This window comes from Rhizobium binae (assembly GCF_017357225.1).
Lineage (GTDB): Bacteria > Pseudomonadota > Alphaproteobacteria > Rhizobiales > Rhizobiaceae > Rhizobium > Rhizobium binae.
Genome location: NZ_CP071607.1, coordinates 287,960 through 305,342, shown reverse-complemented (window position 1 = coordinate 305,342; position 17,383 = coordinate 287,960). Strand labels below are relative to the sequence as shown.

Genomic DNA, 17,383 nt, shown 5'->3' with positions numbered 1-17,383 from the left:
GGCGCGCGAAACTGCCTACCAGAGCTTCATGTGACGGTTGACGTCCTTGTACAGCAGGTAGCGGAAGCGGCCGGGGCCGCCGGCGTAGCAGGCCTGCGGGCAGAAGGCGCGCAGCCACATGAAATCGCCGGCCTCGACTTCGACCCAGTCCTGGTTGAGGCGATAGACCGCCTTGCCCTCGAGCACATACAGCCCGTGCTCCATGACATGGGTTTCCATGAAGGGGATCACCGCGCCCGGCTCCAGCGTGACGATATTGACGTGCATGTCGTAGCGCACATCGGCCGGATCGATGAAGCGGGTCGTGCCCCAGCGGCCGTCGGTGTCGGGCATGGCGCGGATCGGATGGTCGTCCTCATGCGTGACGATCGCCGGCGGCGGCTCCAGCCCCTCGACCTCCTGAAAGGCCTTTCTGACCCAGTGGAAGATTGCTGCGGCCGAGCCGTCGTTCTTCAGACGCCAGGCCGAACCGGCGGGAATATAGACGAAGGAGCCGGGGCGCAGCGTATGGATGACGCCTTCGAGCTCGACCGTCACGCCGCCTTCGACGACGAACAGCACCGCTTCGGCCCGCTTGTCCGGCTCCGGCCGGTCGCTTCCGCCGCCCGGCTGAACCTCCATCACATATTGCGAGAAGGTCTCGGAGAAGCCGGAGAGCGGACGGGAAAGAACCCATGCCCGCGTTCCCGTCCAATGCGGCAGGAGGCTGGTGACGATATCGCTCATGACGCCGCGGGGAATAACCGCGTAAGCCGTCGTGAAAACGGCCCTGCCGGAAAGCAGCTGGGTCTGCGGCGGCAGGCCGCCGAGCGTCGAAAAATAATCTGTCTTGTTGTTCATTGGTTCGGCTTTCCAAGCATTTGGCTTTGCATCCGGTTTATGCGGCGACGGTCCGTTAGGCAACTCCCAACGGGCCGAGCCAAACCTAGGTCCTGTTGACAAAGTCCGTGGTGATAGTGCGATAAGATCGCTCCATGTCGGAGGTTTTGATGTCCACACTTGATCGAGAAATAAGACTTCGACTTAGTGTGCAACGCGCGTTGCTTGGGGCAGTCTCATCGGCGCTAGCCGCTGTTACGTGCGGCTGGAATGGCAAGGAGATTGTCCTCGAATTCTTGGTTGACTCGGATTTCAACGATGAAGATCGAGAACGTATGGAGGTCGTCGCATCTGAGGTCGTCGCGGATTTCGGCGATGAAACGATAACGACTGTCTTCACGTCACTGCCTTCAGATGGGCCGAAGGTTCCAGTCGCTAAGCGATGGTGGGCTTACAAGCGATTTCAGCCAAACGCCATGTCAGTTGAGCGAAAACTGGAGTGGCCCGTCGTTGTGAAGATACTCGCGCTTGTCGACAGGCTCTTTCAAGAGAAAGCGTCGTGGCTAGAACTCATCAAGCAAATAAGAGGTGCAGCCGGCGTGGATATTTTGACGGCGGAAAAGATTGCGCTTTCCCACAATGGATGGCGACGATTGTGTAACTATCGGATCAATCATGATCCTGAATGCAAGAAGCAGGCGTCACAGCACATCAAAATCCATGGGCTAAGCTCACTGATTTCATCAGTCGGCGGAAGCTTTGTCGTCACGGAGCCAGAGATGAACTAAAGGCGTTTCGCGAAATGCGGCAGCCAAATTTTTGCGGCGGCCAGCGAAAGGAACGCTTCGAAGGAAGTCCGCGTTTTGTCGTTGGACCTACCGATCGGCCATCACCAGATGGCCCGGCCCGACCTCGCGATAGACGGTGGCCGGAGGCCGATAATCGACCGGGCGCATCGGGCTCTTGATCTCGTCGTTCGCCACCATCCGCTTCTCGTGCCGGCGGTCGGGATCCGGCACCGGCACGGCTGAAATCAGCTTTTTCGTATAGGGATGCTGCGGATTTTCGAAGACGGCGGCGCGCGGTCCGATCTCGACGATCTCGCCGAGATACATCACCGCCACGCGGTGGCTGACGCGCTCGACCACCGCCATGTCGTGCGAAATGAACAGGAAGGCGAGGTTGAGGCTCTGCTGCAGGTCGAGCATCAGGTTGATGACCTGCGCCTTGATCGAGACATCGAGCGCCGACACGCTTTCGTCGGCGACGATGACCTTGGGCTGCAGGGCAAGCGCCCGGGCGATGCAGATGCGCTGGCGCTGGCCGCCGGAAAATTCATGCGGGTAACGCGAAGCCATGTCGGGGGAGAGGCCGACCTTGACCAGCAGGTCGGCGACGACCTCCTTTGCCTCTCTCGTATTGCCCATCCGGTGTTCGAGATAGGGCTCGGCGATCGCAGCTCCCACCGTCATGCGCGGATTGAGGCTGGCGAAGGGATCCTGGAAGATCATCTGCACGGATTTGCGCATCTCGCGCAGCTCTTTCCTGTCGAGGCCGAGCACCTCCCTGCCCTCGACGAGAACGGAGCCCGCCTGCGGCTCGATGAGGCGCATGATGGCGCGCCCGGTCGTCGATTTGCCGCAGCCGGATTCACCGACGAGCGACAGGGTTTCGCCGGCATGCAGATCGAAGGAGACGTTTTCGACCGCGTGCACCCGGCTCGTCAGCCGGTTGAACAGGCCAGAATGAATGTCGAAACGTTTGGTGAGGTTCTTTACCTGTAGAACAGGCGCCACTGCCACCGTGTCGGCCGCTTCGGCGGGAACGTCCGATTCCCCGGTCGCCGTGTTGACCACGGGAAAACGCAGCGGCCTTTGCCAGCCCTGCATCGAGCCGAGCACCGGCACGGCCGAGAGCAGCGCTCTCGTATAGGGATGTTTGCCGCGGTGGAAGATGTCGGCGGTAAGCCCGCTTTCCACCTGTTCGCCGCGATACATCACCACCGTTCGGTCGGCAATCTCAGCGACGACGCCCATATCATGGGTGATGAACAGAACCGAGGTTCCCTCCTCTTCCTGCAGCATCTTGATGAGATCGAGGATCTGGCCCTGGATCGTCACGTCGAGCGCCGTCGTGGGCTCGTCGGCGATCAAGAGCTTCGGCCGGCTGGCGAGCGCCATGGCGATCATCACCCGCTGGCGCATGCCGCCCGAAAAACGATGCGGATATTCGTCGAAGCGCGAGGCCGCCGAGGGGATGCGGACTTTCTCCAGCAGCCTGATCGTCTCGGCCCGGGCATCGGCCTTGCTCATCGCGGAATGGCAAAGCAGCGCTTCGGAAATCTGGTCGCCGATGGTGAAGAGCGGATTGAGCGATGTCATCGGCTCCTGGAAGATCATCGCCACCTCGTTGCCGCGCACTTGCCGCATGGCCTGTTCCGGCAGGGCCAGCAGGTCGCGTCCGCCGAGCATCACGCGGCCCTCGATGCGGCTCACCTCCGCCTGCAGCAGCCGCATGATCGACAATGAGGTGACGCTCTTGCCCGAACCGGATTCGCCGACGATCGCCACGGTTTCACCGGGCGCGACGGTGAAGGTAACGTCGCGCACGACAGGCTTCCAGGCGCCGTCGACGAGAAAGGACGTCGTCAGTCCCTCGACGGAAAGAACGGGGATGGCGGTCTCGATCGATTGTGCTTGGACGCTGCCCATGTCGGTCGGTTCCTTTGCGGCTCAATCCGGCCAGCGCAGCAAGCCGTCGAAGCGGTGCCTGCTGCGGTTTTCGATCGGGGTTGCGATGATCTCGTTGGAGGCGCGCGCCTTGTCGAGTTCCTCGGCGAGGCGGTTTGCGACGATGACCTCCTGGCCGGGATGCAGGTTGCACGGGTCGAGATAGAAATAGCGGTGCTCGACCTCATGGTCGCGCACGATGATCGGCGGATTGCCCCTCGCCAGCGCATCGGCGAGATCCCAGGCGGTGATATGCGCCTGTTCGGGATCGACGATCAGGCGCAGCCGGTCGAGTGGATTGTTGGTCGGGTCGGGTTCGATCAGCGCAGTGATGCCGGGGCGACCGTCGAGCGTGCGTTTCCACAGATTGAGATAGCCGGTCTCACGCTCCCGGATGCCGGCATGGTCGCGGCGTTCCCAGGCTTCCAGCGCCGCCATCACGCCGAAGATGCTTTCCTTGCCGACCTTCATGCCGCGGCCGATCCCCATATTCTGCAGGAAGGCATGGCGCACCAGCTCTTTCCTGCCGGCAACGATGCCCGAGGTCGGGCCGCCGAGGAATTTGTGGCCGGAATAAAGCGCGATATCGGCGCCCTGCTCCAGGAATATTCTGAGGTCGTATTCCGAGGCCGCGTCGACGATAACAGGCACGCCCCTGGCATGGGCCATCTCGACGAATTCCTTCAGGTTCAAGAGGCCGTAATCGACGACATGGTGGGAGACGACATAGACGGCCGCGGCGGTCTTGTCGGTGATCGCCTTTTCCATGTGGAAGCGGTGCGTCGAGGTCGCCTGCCCCACCAGCACGACTTTGCCGCCGGCAAGCCGGATCGCCTGGTCGACCGGGGCGCCATAACTGACGACATGGCCCATCTGCACCACCACCTCGTTTTTCTCGGGCACGACATCCGGCAGTTTCTCGATCGCCAGCAGATTGTCGCCTGACATGGCGCCGGCGACGGCGAGCGAAATGCCGGCCGAGCAGGAGGCGGTGACGAAGCCGGCTTGCCCGCCGGTCAGCCGGGCGATGACGCTGCTTGCCTTGCGCTGCAGGTCGTTGATCTCGACGAAGTGCGGCAGGATCGCGGTCATCGCGGCGATTGCCTCCGGAACGACGATCGAGGCGCCGAGGCTGGTCATCGTGCCGGACACGTTGATGACGGGGCGAAGGCCGAGCGAAGGTCTGATATCATCGGGCATGAAGATCTCCGGAAGTCTGGGGCGAAAGGCAGAACATGGGGCGATCATCCGGCAGTGTCGAGCAGCCGGAACAAAAGCCTGGGTTAAAATAGAAAGAGCTCATCCGAAGACCACTCCAAACATGAAAGCGTCTCAGCCATGCAAGGCGACGATCGCCTCGATTTCGACGGTGATGTTGCCCGGCAGCGAGCCGAAGCCGACAGCCGAGCGGGCATGTTCGCCGGCCGCGCCGAAGACGGCGATCAGCAGATCCGAGCAGCCGTTGATGACGCTCGGATGATCCTCGAACTCCGGCACGGCATTGACCATGCCGAGCAGCTTGACCACCCGCTTGACCCGGGAGAGATCCCCGAGCGCCTCTTGCATGACGGCGAGCAGGTTGATGCCGGTCAGCCGCGCATGCCGGTAAGCCTCCTCGACACCGACATTGGCGCCGACCTTGCCGGCATGCAGGAAGCCATCGGCCTCGCGCGGCCCCTGGCCGGAGAGGTAGAGCATATTGCCCTCCACCACATGCGTCACGAAATTGGCGATCGGCGGCGGCGGCGGCGGCAGCTTGATACCGAGGGCGGTTAACCGTTGGTAAGGCGAATTCTCGACCTTGCCGGCGGCGTTGGAAAACTGATTCACGCAAACTCCTGTCATGCGAATTGGGTTGGGCCGACGGCTGGTCGGCGGATTAAAGGTCCTTGCGAAGTCTCGGATCGAGCATGTCCCTGAGGCCGTCGCCGACCATCTGCAGCGACAGCACCGAGAGGATGATCGCCACACCCGGAAACAGCGTCATCCAGTCGGCCTGGCCGATATATTGCCGGCCGGCGGCGATCATTGTTCCCCAGGTCGGAATCTCCGGGCTGACGCCGAGGCCGAGGAAGGAGAGGCCGGCTTCGGCGAGCATGGCGCTGGCAAAGAGGAAGGTGGCCTGCACCAGGATCGGCGAGAGCAGATTGCGCAGCACGTGCCGGGTCATGATGTGGAACGTGGAAATGCCGAGTGCCCTCGCCGCCTCGACATAGGGCAGCTCGCGAATAACCAGCGTCGAGGCGCGGACGATGCGCGCCAAGCGCGGCGCATAGACGATCGACAGCGCGATGATGACCGTCGTCAATGACGGCCCGAGGGCGGCGACGAGGGCGATCGCCAGCAGAATATCCGGGAAGGCCATCATCGCATCGATCAACCGGGCGATCGGCGTATCGAGCTTCTGGAAGAAGCCGGCAAGCAGGCCGAGCGTCACGCCGATCACCGCCGACAGGCTGACGACCGCGACGCCGACGAGCAGTGACAGCCGGCCGGCAAAGATCGTCCGCGAGAAGACGTCGCGGCCGAACTCGTCGGTGCCGAAGAAGAAGGTGCCGCTTGGCGGCTTCAGCCGGTTGACGATGGAAAGCTTGGAGGGGGAATAGGGCGCCACGACAGGTGCGAAGACCGCCAGCAGCACGAAGATCGCCAGGATCAGCAGGCCGAGGGCCACCGTCTTGCGCTTCAGCAGGCGGCGGAGAAATTTGCTGCCTTCGCTCTCGACGGGCTTGATTGCGATGTCGGCCATCAGTAGCGCACCCTCGGATCGACCAGCAGGTAGAGCATGTCGATCGCAAAATTGATCAGCACATAGAGTGCGGCGACGACGAGCAGCGCGCCCTGGATGACAGGGTAGTCGCGCCGCAGCACCGCCGAGACGACGAGATTGCCGACGCCCGGCAGGCCGAAGACAGTCTCGGTAACGACGGCGCCCGAAATCAGCACCGCCGCCGTCAGGCCGAGCACCGTCAGGATCGGGATCAGCGCGTTCTTCAGCGCGTGCTTGAGGATCACCTTGCGTTCGACCAGCCCCTTGGCGCGGGCCGTGCGGATATAATCGTCGCCGAGCACATCGAGCATCGAGGCGCGGGTGAAGCGCAGGATCAGCGCCGAGGAGACGATGCCGAGTGCAAAGGCCGGCAGCGTCAGATGATACATTCGGTCCACGAAGGTCGAGCCCGGCCCGGCATAGCCGGAGACCGGGAAGAGGTTGAGCCTGACGGCGAAGAACTGCATCAGGATGAGGCCGAGCCAGAAGCTCGGAATGCTGGCGGCAAACATGGCGAGCGTCGTTGCCGCCTGGTCGACGAAGGAGCCGCGCCGATAGGCGGCGTAGATGCCGATCGGCAATGCGATGACGCTGGCGATGGCAAGCGAAAACAGCGTCAGGAAAAAGGTCGGCTCGGCGCGATCGAGCAGCGCCGACGTCACCGGCATGTTGAGGAAGATCGACTGGCCGAGATCGCCCCGCAGCAACTGGCCGATATAATAGACATATTGCAGGCCGAGCGACTGATCGAGACCGAGTCTTGACCTGAGATCGGCGATATCCTGCCGCGTCGCGTCCGGTCCGAGCATGACGGCGGCCGGGTCACCCGGCGTCACCCGCACGATGACGAAGACGATCGTGACGACGAGAAACATCACGACGATCATGCCGAACAGGCGCTGGAGGATGTAGCGGATCATGAATGCTGGCCTTCAAGCCCTTGCGGATGCTGCAGAAAAGGCCGGCGCCGTGCTCTGGAGAGCTGGCACCGGCGGCGATGCTTACTTCTTGATCGAAGCATTCCAGAAATACGGCCACGGAGCCGGATCGACGCCTTCGAGCTTGACGGACTTTGCCGAGACCGCGTTGAAATCGCCGATCTTCATGAACGGCGCATCGGCATAGATCGCCTTCTGGACATCGGCCCAGAGCGCCACGCGCTTCTTCGGATCGACCTCGGAGGTGAAGGCATCGACAGCGGCCTTGCGGGCAGGTGTATCCCACCAGCCGGGCGAGCTGGTCGAGAGCGAGCCGATCAGCGCCGGCTCCGGCAGGAAGGGGCTGTGGGTGATGTAGATATCCCAGAGCTTCGGATCGGTGCGGCGCTGCGTCAGCGTCGCCCAGTCCACAACCTGCAGATCGACCGTAAAGCCGGCAAGCTTCAGATATTCGGCGGCGACCTGCGCCATCTTGTAATGGAATTCGTACTGGCGGCTGGTCAGGATGCGGATCGGCTCGCCATTGTAGCCGGCCTTCTTGGCGGCAGCCGCCGCCCCTTCCGGATCGGCGACATTATAGGCGCCTTCGACGCCGGCATCGGTCGACCAGGAATAGCTCTTCGGATAGATGGCGCCGTCGAGCGCATAGAAATCCTTGCTGCCGAAAGCCGCCGCCAGCATGTCTTCCATGTTGAGCGCCTGGCGGATCGCCTTGCGGACCTCGACATTCCCAGCAACACCTTCCTTCGTGTTGAAGACGAAGACCGGATAACCGAAGGGCTTCAGCATGACCGGCTGCGAGGCAGTCGAAGCCTTCAGCTTGTCATAGGATTCGACCGGGATCGAATCGACATAATCATACTGGCCGGAAACGGCGGCCTCGACGCGGGTATTCGGATCCGGCACCGGGACGAAACGGATCTCATCGAGATACTGATGGCGGGCGCCGCCATAACCATTGCTGTCGCCTTCACGCGACTTGTATCCGTCGAAGCGGACGAGCTGGATATACTGGTCGGCCTTGCGCTCCTTCAGCATATAGGGGCCGGTGCCGATGAACTCCTTCATCGGCTCGTCCTGCTTTTCGGCCGGGATGATGATCGCCGCCGAATTGTTGAAGGCGAGTAGCGAGGTCAGCGGCGCATAGGGCTGCTTCAGCGTGATGGTCACGGTTGCGGGATCGGCGGCAGCGATCTTGTCGATGAAGCCCGCCACCTGCTTGCCGCGCGAGGCGATCTTCATCCAGCGGTTCAGTGAGGCGACGACATCGTCCGACGTCATGTCTGTATTGTCGTGGAACTTGATGCCGGTCCGGAGCTTGATCGTATAGGTTTTGCCGTCGGCGCTGATCTCCGGCAGGCTTTCGGCCAGAAGCGGCGTGACGTTCCAACTCTTGTCGAAAGTATAGAGCGTTTCGAAAATATGCTGCGTGACGATGCCGACCAGATCGGCCGTCGACGACATCGGATCGAGCGTCGGCGGCTCGCCGATCGTGGCGACATTGATGACGCCGCCCTTTTCCTGGGCAAGGAGGGTCGAGGGCAAGGCGACGAGCGCGGTGCCGAGCAGGAATGCGACCAGTGTTTTCATGTGAGGGCTCCCGGTTAAGTTCCACTATTATGTAATTCATGTTTTTGTAACAGAATAAGAGATGAAATGATCGTGTCAAGCGGAAGCCGCGGATTATATCGTGAGACGAAGGTCGGAGTGGCGGAAACAGCGCCGCACCATCGGCGGCGGCTAGCCGTCCAGGACAAGCTTGCGCATTATGCGGGCGCGAAGAATCTTCAGCGGCAGAGCTTCAATCAAGCGTAAGCGCTGTTTTCTTCGCACATTGACCAAGCGCGGTAGGCCGTTCAGAAAGCTACCGCTGCGACATCGATGGCAAGAATGCGCCAAGAGCAGTCGCACAGCGAGAGTCCCATCAGCGGCCACGATGCCCCGTTGCGGACAACTCCTAACGCGACTATCCAGATGATCTCCTTTGAGGTGACGAGGATCGTTTGAATGGACAGTCAGGATTCGGCGGTCGCAAAACTGGATGCCTGCCGCCACATATTCCTTGCCAAACTTGGGACCGGGCCTTCGCTCGACCTTCGTATTTTTGTTGTGGAAGCGCGCGTCCAAGATGAACTTGTTTCGGTTGGGGCCGGTGACAGAGACTTGGACGCGATTTTTGCGGAGGCGCATCCTCTCATGACAAAGGAAGGATACGACGCCTTTACAATCATATTTGAGAGTTACGTTTGCTTTTCGGTTAGGAACGAGACTTACGCAATTCCCGAAGATGATGAGGATTACTCGCGCCGCTTACGTACGCACGAACGATCCGCTTTTTTGGATTTTGTGTCGAAGGGCACTTGGGCGTCGTCGGACCATCCAGGCCCATTCGTGCATTATGCAGTGATTTGCGAGGATCATGTGATTGATATTGCGTGCAATTCCGAGCCGATAATTGAGCATCGAATTGTGACCGCCGATGATTTGTAAGCTCGTATTGAGAAAGGTGAACGATGGCCTCCCACCCAAGGCGAACCTCACCATCCTAGAGGTCCGCAACGGGCCGGAATCAGACTTCACTCGCTTGTTCGTCTTGCGAAGTTCCACGGCATAAGCTCATTCACCCGGCTCTGTTTGTGGCCATTGACAATGGAGGTGAGCGTGGCGGTCAGATACGCAAATGGATCGACGCCATTGACCTTACAAGTTTCGATGAGCGTGGCGATGGTCGCCAAGTTCTCCGCTCCGGCGTCGTGTCCGGCGAAGAGCGCGTTCTTGCGATTGAGGGCTATTGGCCGAATGGTTCGTTCGACGGAATTGTTGTCGATCTCGATGCGACCATCGGTGAGCAAGAGACAGAGGCCGTCCCAGTATTTGGCGATATAGGCCAGCGCTTCGCCAAGCGGCGACTTGCCCGCGACGCGGGCACGATGATGGGTGAGCCAAGTCCGCATGTCGGCTATCAATGGCGCTAACCGTGCCTGCCTTCCAGCGAGGCGAGCGTCGGCATCGAAACCGCGCAGTTCTGCTTCGATGCGATAGAGTTCGCCGATCCGCTTCACCCCTTCCTCAGCAATCGGTGTTGTGCCGGTACGGGTGATCTCGACCAGCTTACGCCGAGCATGGGCCCAGCAATGAGCTAGCCGGATGTCGGGCCCAACGCGATCCGGCGCAATCAGCCGATTATATCCGGCGTAGCCGTCCACCTGAAGGACGCCCGTAAACCCTTGCAGTATCCGTTCGGCATGCTGGCCGCCGCGACCCGGTGCATAGGTAAAGGCCACACCAGGCGGAGCACCTCCGCCCCAAGGTCGGTCGTCACGCGCCAATGCCCAGAAGTATCCGGTCTTGGTTTTGCGGGAGCCGGGATCGAGGACCGGCGCACGGGTCTCGTCCATGAAGAGCTTTGTCGACCGCTTCAAATCGGCGATCAGGGCGTCGAAGACCGGGCGTAGTTCGAATGCTGCCCGACCGACCCAGTCGGCGAGCGTCGAACGGTCAAGGTCGATGCCCTGTCGGCTCATGATCTGGGCTTGTCGGTAGAGCGGCAGATGGTCGGCATATTTGGAAACCAGCACATGCGCGATGGTCGCCTCGGTCGGTAATCCTGCATGGATCAGTCGTGCAGGCGCTGGAGCCTGGGCAACGCCGTCGGTGCAGGAGCGGCAGGCATATTTGGGGCGACGTGTGACAACGACGCGAAATTGCGCCGGAATGACATCCAGCCGCTCGGAGACGTCTTCACCAATGCAATGCAGGCCGCCACCACAGGCGCAGATCAGGCTTTCCGGTTCGATGATCTCCTCGATGCGAGGAAGATGAGCGGGAAGAGAGCCGCGATTGGTGGCACGGGGTTTAGGCTGCGGCTTCCCAGAGGGGCTATCGGCTTCATCTTCGGCATGGATCGCCGCAATGGCCGTTTCCAGGTCCTCCAATGCGAGATCGAATTGTTCAGGATCGGCCTTCTCAGATTTGCGACCGAAGGCTGCTTGCTTGAAAGCCGCGACCAGCTTCTCCAGTCGCTCGATCCGGTCATCCTTGCGAACTTCACGCGCTTGCGCCGCAATCAGCATCGCCTTCAGGGCAGCAATATCATCGGGAAGATCAGTGGCGTCCAACATGGTGAAAGTCTATCAAAACCAACGCCGCTTCGCCGTTGGAAATTACCGCCCGAGTCATCGTGCCGCATCTATTCGATGGCCTCGGGCTGTCTCGCCTCTACGGAACGGACTCGACGCCAGTCGAGGCCTGCAAACAGCGCTTCGAACTGTGCGTGGCCCAGCGTCATTAGACCATCCCTGACACCCGGCCAGGTGAAGGTGTGTTCCTCCAGCCGCTTGTAGGCCATCACCAATCCGCTGCCATCCCAGTAGATCAGCTTCAATCGATCTGCTTTCCGGGATCGGAATACGAAGACCGTCCCTGTGAACGGGTCCTTATGCAACTCGTTCTTGACCAGCGCTGCCAATCCATCGTGGCCCTTGCGGAAGTCGACCGGCTTGGTGGCCACCATGATCCGAACCCGGTTCGATGGAAAGATCATGCCGGGACCGCTAAGGTACGCGCGACAGCCGCGATCCGGGCGGCAGACGCACCTTCTTCCAAACGGATCGTGACGGAGCCAACAATGATCTCGGGACGGCTGGCTTTCTTGATCTGCGTTTCCGAAACCGGTGGATCGACGATCACCGCTGCGAATTCCACCGCATCCTCGGGTGCAGGCAGAACCAGCTTGCCCTGCCGTGCCATCGTTCTCCAAGTCGAGAGGTGGTTCGGCTTCAGGCCGTGTCGCTCTGCGACCTCATTGACCATCACGCCTGACCGAAGACTTTCCGAAACGATCTGCGCCTTGACGTCGTCCGGCCAATGCCGATTCACCTCACGTCCAGACTTCCTGGTCGTGAGAACCTCCAATGTACTCTCCATGGAGAAACTCCCGTTGCTCTTCCAGGAAAGGCGATCACAGATCAAGGTGGTGAAGACAACGTGGGACTGGCACATCGGTTACAATCAAGCGAGGATGGAATGCGCATCGATTTCAACGACGGAAAATGGCTGAACGAACCGGAAAGCTGGCAGGCCGACGCAACCGGCCTGACGCTGACAACAGACGAAAAGACCGATTTCTGGCGGGAAACCTATTATGGCTTCACCCGCGACAGCGGCCACTTCCTCGCCTTCCCCACCGCCGACAGCTTCACCGCCCAGATCCGCGTACAAGGCGAGTTCCGCACCCTCTACGACCAGGCCGGCCTGATGGTGCGCCTCGACGAAACCCGCTGGGTCAAGACCGGCGTCGAATTCACCGACGGCGAAGCCTTCCTCAGCACCGTCATCACCGACGGCCGATCCGACTGGTCGGTCTCGCAACCCTTCAGGCAGCTCGAGGACTTCCACATCCGCGTCACCGTCGCAGACGGCGCCCTGCGCATCCAGGCCTCCTGCGACGGTAGCCGCTGGCCGCTGCTGCGGTTAGCGCCCTTTCCGATCGCCGACCGATACGAGGTCGGGCCGATGGCCTGCACGCCGGAACGCAGCGGATTGACGGTGCGGTTTTCGGAGTTTTCGATCGGGGCGGCGATTACGACGGATCTGCATGATTTGAGTTGAGAAGTTTCCATCTTCTACAGGAAAGACTCTAATTCCTTTTGGAGGAAATTCGCAGTGGTAGGTCACTGATTGCAGTAGCAACTGAAGGGTATCGCTCATTCTTCTCATGCACAGCTTCGATTTCGCCTTAAACAGACGACCTCTCGCAGAGTCGGTATAGCGCAGGTCCGCTTACTTCACCTTCCGCCTCTTCCGCCGCCCCTACATTAGCTTATCAACGATGACGCTGACTGCAGAGAGGAAGCTGCGTTTGCGGAGTAACTTAGTAAGGTTGCTTGAGCAGTTCGGCTTCCTTTATCATCGCGTCCAAACGATGCGGCAATATCCCCGGAATTCCCGCTAGTTTCCATGCGCTAAAATATTCCGGATAACTGCTGTATACTTTTCCGCTGACCTCGACCTGCTTTCTTTCCGACTCTAAGGACCCGAATTCAAGCATGAATTTCAGATGGATCATCGCCATTGCTCTCAGTCGGCGTGAATGTCTATCTAGGCTATCAATAGAATCTAGGTCTGAATATTTCGAGTTTCCCTCCAAGACAGCCAGCAACTCCTTGGTCAAGCCAAGCTCCAAAGCACGATCTACCAAGGATTCTTCCGACATTCTCTCACCCACCTTACTTGCTAAACTTCACCGCTGGAGCTCGCTAATGTAATTCTCAATGTCCATATGAGCCTCAATGCGGTGGGTAGCCTGTGATGATGCTCTGGTAATCCTCCCCGGCCGGCTCGGTCACGGCCTTTACAGCTACTCCGTCAACGACTGACGGTGAGGGCGTCAGTCACGACGAGTCGCGCCGGTTTCCGATTTCTTAAGATGGATCTATTCGAATTGTCAGTTCATATGTCAAATTCACCGCGAACATATATTCAATCAGTCGCAACTGACTGGTTATTCCCCAAGAACCGTCTCTTCAAGAACTGCTGGTAACGTTCCGGAGATGCGCCAATAATCGGCCGTACGTCATTACCCATTGTTGACATCTGATCGACGATGGCCTGCACGAAATAATACATGAATTCTCCATGTTCTGCCATCAAACCGTTGTATTCCTGAAGAAAGTTGCACATGTCTTGTACAGAGCTCTTAGCCATGTTCCATGCCAAAATCTCGGCCGCCGATATATAGTGCTTGAGACGAATTGCTCCTTGAAGCCCACCGAACTCATCAAGAAGTGTGTCGACTTCGTCGCTGCTAAAGTAGCCGAGTGACACCAAGCGTTGTAAGCGGTGAACAGAGGCCGTTACTTTTGGAATTTCCAGGGCATTAGAGCCTCAATATCGCTGGCCGGCCATCCGGCTGCGATGCGCTCGAGCGTCTGTGTCAACCAGGCCAGTGGGTCGACGTCATTCATCTTGGCGCATTGAATGAGGGTTGCAATCGTCGCCCAGGTCCTACCTCCGCCAGCATTGCCGGCGAATAGACTATTTTTTCGAACAATTGCCTGTGGCCTGATCGCCCGTTCAACGATGTTGGAGTCGATTTCGATGCGTCCATCGCGGAGGAACTGTTCGAAGGTTTCGCGCCGATTGAGAGCGTAGCGGATGGCCTCAGCGAGCTTGGACTTGCCAGAGATGCGCGGCAGCGTGTCCCGCCAGAGCTTGTAGAGATCGGCAACGATTTCAGCGGAGCTCTCCTGGCGGGCGGCAACGCGCCGATCCGGGCTTTGTCCACGCACCTTTTCCTCGATCGCCCAGAGCGCGCCCATCTTTTCGATCGTCGCTGTTGCCACCTTGGAACCGTCGTTGGCATGTAGCTCGTAAAACCGACGCCGACTATGAGCCCAACATCCCGCCAGCAGAGCGCCGTCATTTCCGCGATCGGGACGGGCAACGCGGTTATAGGCCGCGTATCCGTCGATCTGCAGGATGCCACGATAGCCATCGAGATGCCGGGCGACACAATCTCCAGACCTATTGTCTTCAAATCGATAGGCAACCATCGGCGGGCCACTGCCGCCGAACGGTCGATCATCTCTGGCATACGCCCATAGATACGCTGTCTTGGCCGACCCCGACCCAGGCACAAGCGTCGGCAATGTCGTCTCGTCGGCGAATATTCGCTCGGCTTCTTTGATCCGATCAAAGGTGTAGTCGGCGAGGATCTCAAGTTCGAACCCGACCTTACCCATCCATCGCGCCATGGCACCACGGTCGACTTCGACATGGTCGCGCAGGAAGATCGCCTCCTGCCGATAGAGCGGCAAACCATCGCCGTATTTGGAGACCGCGACAAAGGCGAGCAGCGCTTCCGTTGGCATGCCGCTTTCGACGATGTGCGCCGGGGCCAAGGCCTGGATGACGCCGTCCTCGTTTTTGAAGGCGTACTTCGGGCGGTGGGTGACGATCACCCGGAACTTTGGCGGGATAACATCCAATCGCTCGGAGGTATCTTCACCAATCAGGATCTTCTGTTTGCCGGCATGCTCAGGCAGCTCGTCCGGCTCGATTACCACATGGATACGCTCCAGATGCGGCGGGAAGCCCTTGCGCGGACGTGATGCACGTTTCGTGGTGCTTGGGGTTCGGCCTTTTGCGACCAGCGCTTCGATTACAGCAATCCCAGTCTCGATTTCCTCGAAGACGAACGCACCCTGTTCATCGAGATCCGTGTCGGCCTTGTTGCTCTGCTTTTCCGAGCGTCTTCCATACCGGTATCGGTTGAAGGCTTTGAGGACCTGCTTCAGCTTGGCGATCTGCTCGTCGGCATCTGTATTGCGGGCTTTCAGATCAGCGACTTCAGTTTCCAGGACCTCAGCGCGCGCAGCCTTTTCAGCCATCGCCAGGATCATGGCTTTCAGCGCATCAACGTCATCGGGGAGCTGCAAATCGGCTGCTATCATGCCTGCAAATAGAGCATATTTTGCCGACAATTTCCCGCAGTTTCGGCCGCCTGATTCACTCTGCCGCAGGGCTTTTACCCAACAAATTCCGGCCGTTTCACCGCAACCGTGCGCACACGTTTCCAGTCCATCCCGTCAACCAGGGCAAGGAGCTGCGCGTGATTGAGCTGCACGCGGGCATGTCCGATCTTCGGCCAAACGAACTGATTTTTCTCCAGCCGCTTCGAATAGAGGCAGACGCCGGAGCCGTCCCACCAGGCGATCTTGACCCTGTCCGCTCTCTTGGCGCGGAAAACATAAAGCGAGCCACTGAACGGGTCATTGCCAGCATCGCGCACCAGCGACAAAAGGCTATCGGGACCTTTACGGAAGTCGACCGGGTGGCTTGCCAGAAACACCTTCACACCCGACGGGATCATGCTGACCGCACCGCACGCAGGACACGAGCAAGATGAGCCTCATCGATGTCGGCACCCGCCCGGATCACCGTGTCGCCGATGATGATCTCGATCGTCGGACCTCTGCTGCTTGCCGGTGAAGGCAAACCATTCCCCGATGCCGTCGTGGGTAATACCGCAGCTTTCCGGCGCGCATGGCGAAGCCACGTGAATAACTGCGACGGATCAATTCCGATGCGACGCGCCACCGCCGATATGTTGGTGCCCGGCTGCATCGCTTCGACAACCGCTTGCGCCTTGAATTCGTCTGACCAACGCCGAACCTCACGAGGCGCGCCTTCAAGACGACTGGCAACGGCTTCGATCATATGGAAGCTTCTAGCTTCGGACATAGGTGCAGACATAGAAGTTCATACCAAAGCTCATTCATCGCTCAGGCACGAATAGACCCTCAACATCAACCTCGCCAGATGGGGTCTCTGCATCGCTTACCAAGCGTTGGACAAGATCTCGAAAAAACTTACCTTTTGAGGGCATCGTCAAGAACCTTTACAAGCTCTTTTGCATATTCAGTATCACGTTGAGTGTATGGAGATGATCCCGGCGGGTTGGTTGTCTGCATTGAGGATAGATCTTTCAGGTCGTCTCCGCATACCTTCCGCTTGGGGAAGGGTACGTCTTGCATATGATCAAGATTCGAACGTCATCAACGGCCATGTACCCGCCTAGCTAGACCACCCCTTCGTATTCTTCTCCCGCCATCACCCTTCTGAAGAGGTTCACGGCTTCGTGCGACCACGTGCGCGCCATGCTGGAAGCCTCGATGTGATCAGATGGAAGACGGACTTCTTCCATGACCATATCCTCCGGAAATAGAACGTGCAGGTGTTGCTGACGTCGACCTCCGGATCGACCTTCTCGTTCGTGGTGACTTCGACCTTTGTGAGTTCGCCCTTCATGTCGTCGGTCACGACGAATCGCGCCGGTTTCCCCGATTTCGTACTGCGTTCAAGCTTGACGGAAATGCCGTTTGGCCAGGTTGCCCTGGCCAAAGATGGCCGCCACTACTGGACCATCTCCATACAGAATTCGGTTCCCCAGCCTTACTTGAAGCCAGCAAGCTTTAACTGGTCGAGTGGATTCCACCGCGAAGGTGGTCTTACATAGGTGCTCCACCAGACCATTCCATTTCTGATCCAGTCATCGCGAAGCTGGGAATGGGCGGCGCTAGCGTCGTCATAACCAAATTCGGTGCCGCAACATGGACAGATGTTGA

Annotated in this window: 20 protein-coding genes; 4 read left to right on the top strand and 16 right to left on the bottom strand. The window is 59.4% G+C overall.

Annotated features, from left to right (window positions below):
* Positions 1-15: 15 nt before the first annotated feature.
* Positions 16-840, bottom strand: coding sequence for a bifunctional allantoicase/(S)-ureidoglycine aminohydrolase (locus tag J2J99_RS28305; protein ID WP_168301424.1), 825 nt, complete (start codon positions 838-840; stop codon positions 16-18).
* Between the two features lie 149 nt (positions 841-989).
* Here J2J99_RS28305 and J2J99_RS34240 point away from each other — a divergent pair, with 149 nt between their 5' ends.
* The gene (locus J2J99_RS34240; protein ID WP_246638766.1) at positions 990-1,607 is read left to right on the top strand and encodes a MafI2 family immunity protein; all 618 of its coding nucleotides are present in this window, start codon (positions 990-992) and stop codon (positions 1,605-1,607) included.
* 87 nt (positions 1,608-1,694) lie between these two features.
* Here the strand turns inward: J2J99_RS34240 and J2J99_RS28295 are convergent, their stop codons facing one another.
* From J2J99_RS28295 to J2J99_RS28270, 6 genes are all read right to left on the bottom strand, one after another.
* Positions 1,695-3,530: an ABC transporter ATP-binding protein gene (locus tag J2J99_RS28295; RefSeq protein WP_168301425.1), complete on the bottom strand. Its 1,836-nt coding sequence runs from the start codon at positions 3,528-3,530 to the stop codon at positions 1,695-1,697.
* Positions 3,531-3,551: 21 nt separating this feature from the next.
* Complete coding sequence (locus tag J2J99_RS28290) at positions 3,552-4,748, bottom strand: aminotransferase class V-fold PLP-dependent enzyme (RefSeq protein ID WP_168301426.1); 1,197 nt, start codon at positions 4,746-4,748, stop codon at positions 3,552-3,554.
* Between the two features lie 132 nt (positions 4,749-4,880).
* Positions 4,881-5,393 carry a RidA family protein gene (locus tag J2J99_RS28285; protein ID WP_168301427.1) on the bottom strand — a complete coding sequence of 171 codons (513 nt, stop codon included), beginning with the start codon at positions 5,391-5,393 and terminating at the stop codon, positions 4,881-4,883.
* A gap of 34 nt (positions 5,394-5,427) precedes the next feature.
* Positions 5,428-6,297 carry an ABC transporter permease gene (locus J2J99_RS28280; protein ID WP_168301428.1) on the bottom strand — a complete coding sequence of 290 codons (870 nt, stop codon included), beginning with the start codon at positions 6,295-6,297 and terminating at the stop codon, positions 5,428-5,430.
* Positions 6,297-7,238, bottom strand: a complete 942-nt coding sequence (locus J2J99_RS28275) for an ABC transporter permease (protein WP_168301429.1) — start codon at positions 7,236-7,238, stop codon at positions 6,297-6,299. The genes J2J99_RS28280 and J2J99_RS28275 overlap by 1 nt, the downstream gene beginning before the upstream one ends.
* A gap of 81 nt (positions 7,239-7,319) precedes the next feature.
* Positions 7,320-8,846 (bottom strand): ABC transporter substrate-binding protein, encoded by a 1,527-nt coding sequence (locus J2J99_RS28270; RefSeq protein WP_168301430.1) that lies wholly within the window; start codon positions 8,844-8,846, stop codon positions 7,320-7,322.
* 417 nt (positions 8,847-9,263) lie between these two features.
* Between J2J99_RS28270 and J2J99_RS28265 the strand changes: the two genes are divergently transcribed.
* The gene (locus tag J2J99_RS28265; RefSeq protein WP_168301431.1) at positions 9,264-9,746 is read left to right on the top strand and encodes a hypothetical protein; all 483 of its coding nucleotides are present in this window, start codon (positions 9,264-9,266) and stop codon (positions 9,744-9,746) included.
* 86 nt (positions 9,747-9,832) lie between these two features.
* Here the strand turns inward: J2J99_RS28265 and tnpC (J2J99_RS28260) are convergent, their stop codons facing one another.
* The 3 genes from tnpC (J2J99_RS28260) to tnpA all read right to left on the bottom strand — a co-directional run bounded on the left by tnpC (J2J99_RS28260) (position 9,833) and on the right by tnpA (position 12,170).
* The gene (gene tnpC / locus J2J99_RS28260) at positions 9,833-11,377 is read right to left on the bottom strand and encodes an IS66 family transposase (protein ID WP_168301432.1); all 1,545 of its coding nucleotides are present in this window, start codon (positions 11,375-11,377) and stop codon (positions 9,833-9,835) included.
* Positions 11,378-11,445: 68 nt separating this feature from the next.
* Positions 11,446-11,799, bottom strand: coding sequence for an IS66 family insertion sequence element accessory protein TnpB (gene tnpB / locus J2J99_RS28255; RefSeq protein ID WP_168301433.1), 354 nt, complete (start codon positions 11,797-11,799; stop codon positions 11,446-11,448).
* Entirely contained in the window at positions 11,796-12,170 is a 375-nt protein-coding gene (gene tnpA / locus J2J99_RS28250) for an IS66-like element accessory protein TnpA (RefSeq protein ID WP_246763168.1), read from the bottom strand. The genes tnpB (J2J99_RS28255) and tnpA overlap by 4 nt, the downstream gene beginning before the upstream one ends.
* Positions 12,171-12,281: 111 nt before the next feature.
* Between tnpA and J2J99_RS28245 the strand changes: the two genes are divergently transcribed.
* Entirely contained in the window at positions 12,282-12,866 is a 585-nt protein-coding gene (locus tag J2J99_RS28245; protein WP_168301435.1) for a DUF1349 domain-containing protein, read from the top strand.
* Between the two features lie 262 nt (positions 12,867-13,128).
* Here J2J99_RS28245 and J2J99_RS28240 read toward each other — a convergent pair whose 3' ends face one another.
* The 6 genes from J2J99_RS28240 to J2J99_RS34535 all read right to left on the bottom strand — a co-directional run bounded on the left by J2J99_RS28240 (position 13,129) and on the right by J2J99_RS34535 (position 16,962).
* Entirely contained in the window at positions 13,129-13,470 is a 342-nt protein-coding gene (locus J2J99_RS28240; RefSeq protein WP_168301436.1) for a hypothetical protein, read from the bottom strand.
* 266 nt (positions 13,471-13,736) lie between these two features.
* Positions 13,737-14,081, bottom strand: a complete 345-nt coding sequence (locus tag J2J99_RS28235; RefSeq protein ID WP_168301437.1) for a hypothetical protein — start codon at positions 14,079-14,081, stop codon at positions 13,737-13,739.
* A 29-nt stretch (positions 14,082-14,110) separates the two neighbouring features.
* Positions 14,111-15,709 carry an IS66 family transposase gene (gene tnpC / locus J2J99_RS28230; protein WP_168302449.1) on the bottom strand — a complete coding sequence of 533 codons (1,599 nt, stop codon included), beginning with the start codon at positions 15,707-15,709 and terminating at the stop codon, positions 14,111-14,113.
* A 74-nt stretch (positions 15,710-15,783) separates the two neighbouring features.
* Complete coding sequence (gene tnpB, locus J2J99_RS28225) at positions 15,784-16,128, bottom strand: IS66 family insertion sequence element accessory protein TnpB (RefSeq protein WP_168302450.1); 345 nt, start codon at positions 16,126-16,128, stop codon at positions 15,784-15,786.
* Positions 16,125-16,475, bottom strand: a complete 351-nt coding sequence (locus J2J99_RS28220; RefSeq protein WP_246735488.1) for a transposase — start codon at positions 16,473-16,475, stop codon at positions 16,125-16,127. Before J2J99_RS28220 ends, tnpB (J2J99_RS28225) begins: the two co-directional genes overlap by 4 nt.
* Before the next feature lie 361 nt (positions 16,476-16,836).
* Positions 16,837-16,962 carry a hypothetical protein gene (locus J2J99_RS34535; protein WP_259665731.1) on the bottom strand — a complete coding sequence of 42 codons (126 nt, stop codon included), beginning with the start codon at positions 16,960-16,962 and terminating at the stop codon, positions 16,837-16,839.
* Positions 16,963-16,986: 24 nt separating this feature from the next.
* On the opposite strand from J2J99_RS34535, the gene J2J99_RS28215 reads away from it, so the two are divergent.
* On the top strand, positions 16,987-17,274 hold the full coding sequence (locus tag J2J99_RS28215; RefSeq protein ID WP_168300562.1) for a hypothetical protein: 288 nt from the start codon (positions 16,987-16,989) through the stop codon (positions 17,272-17,274).
* The last annotated feature ends 109 nt before the right edge of the window (positions 17,275-17,383 follow it).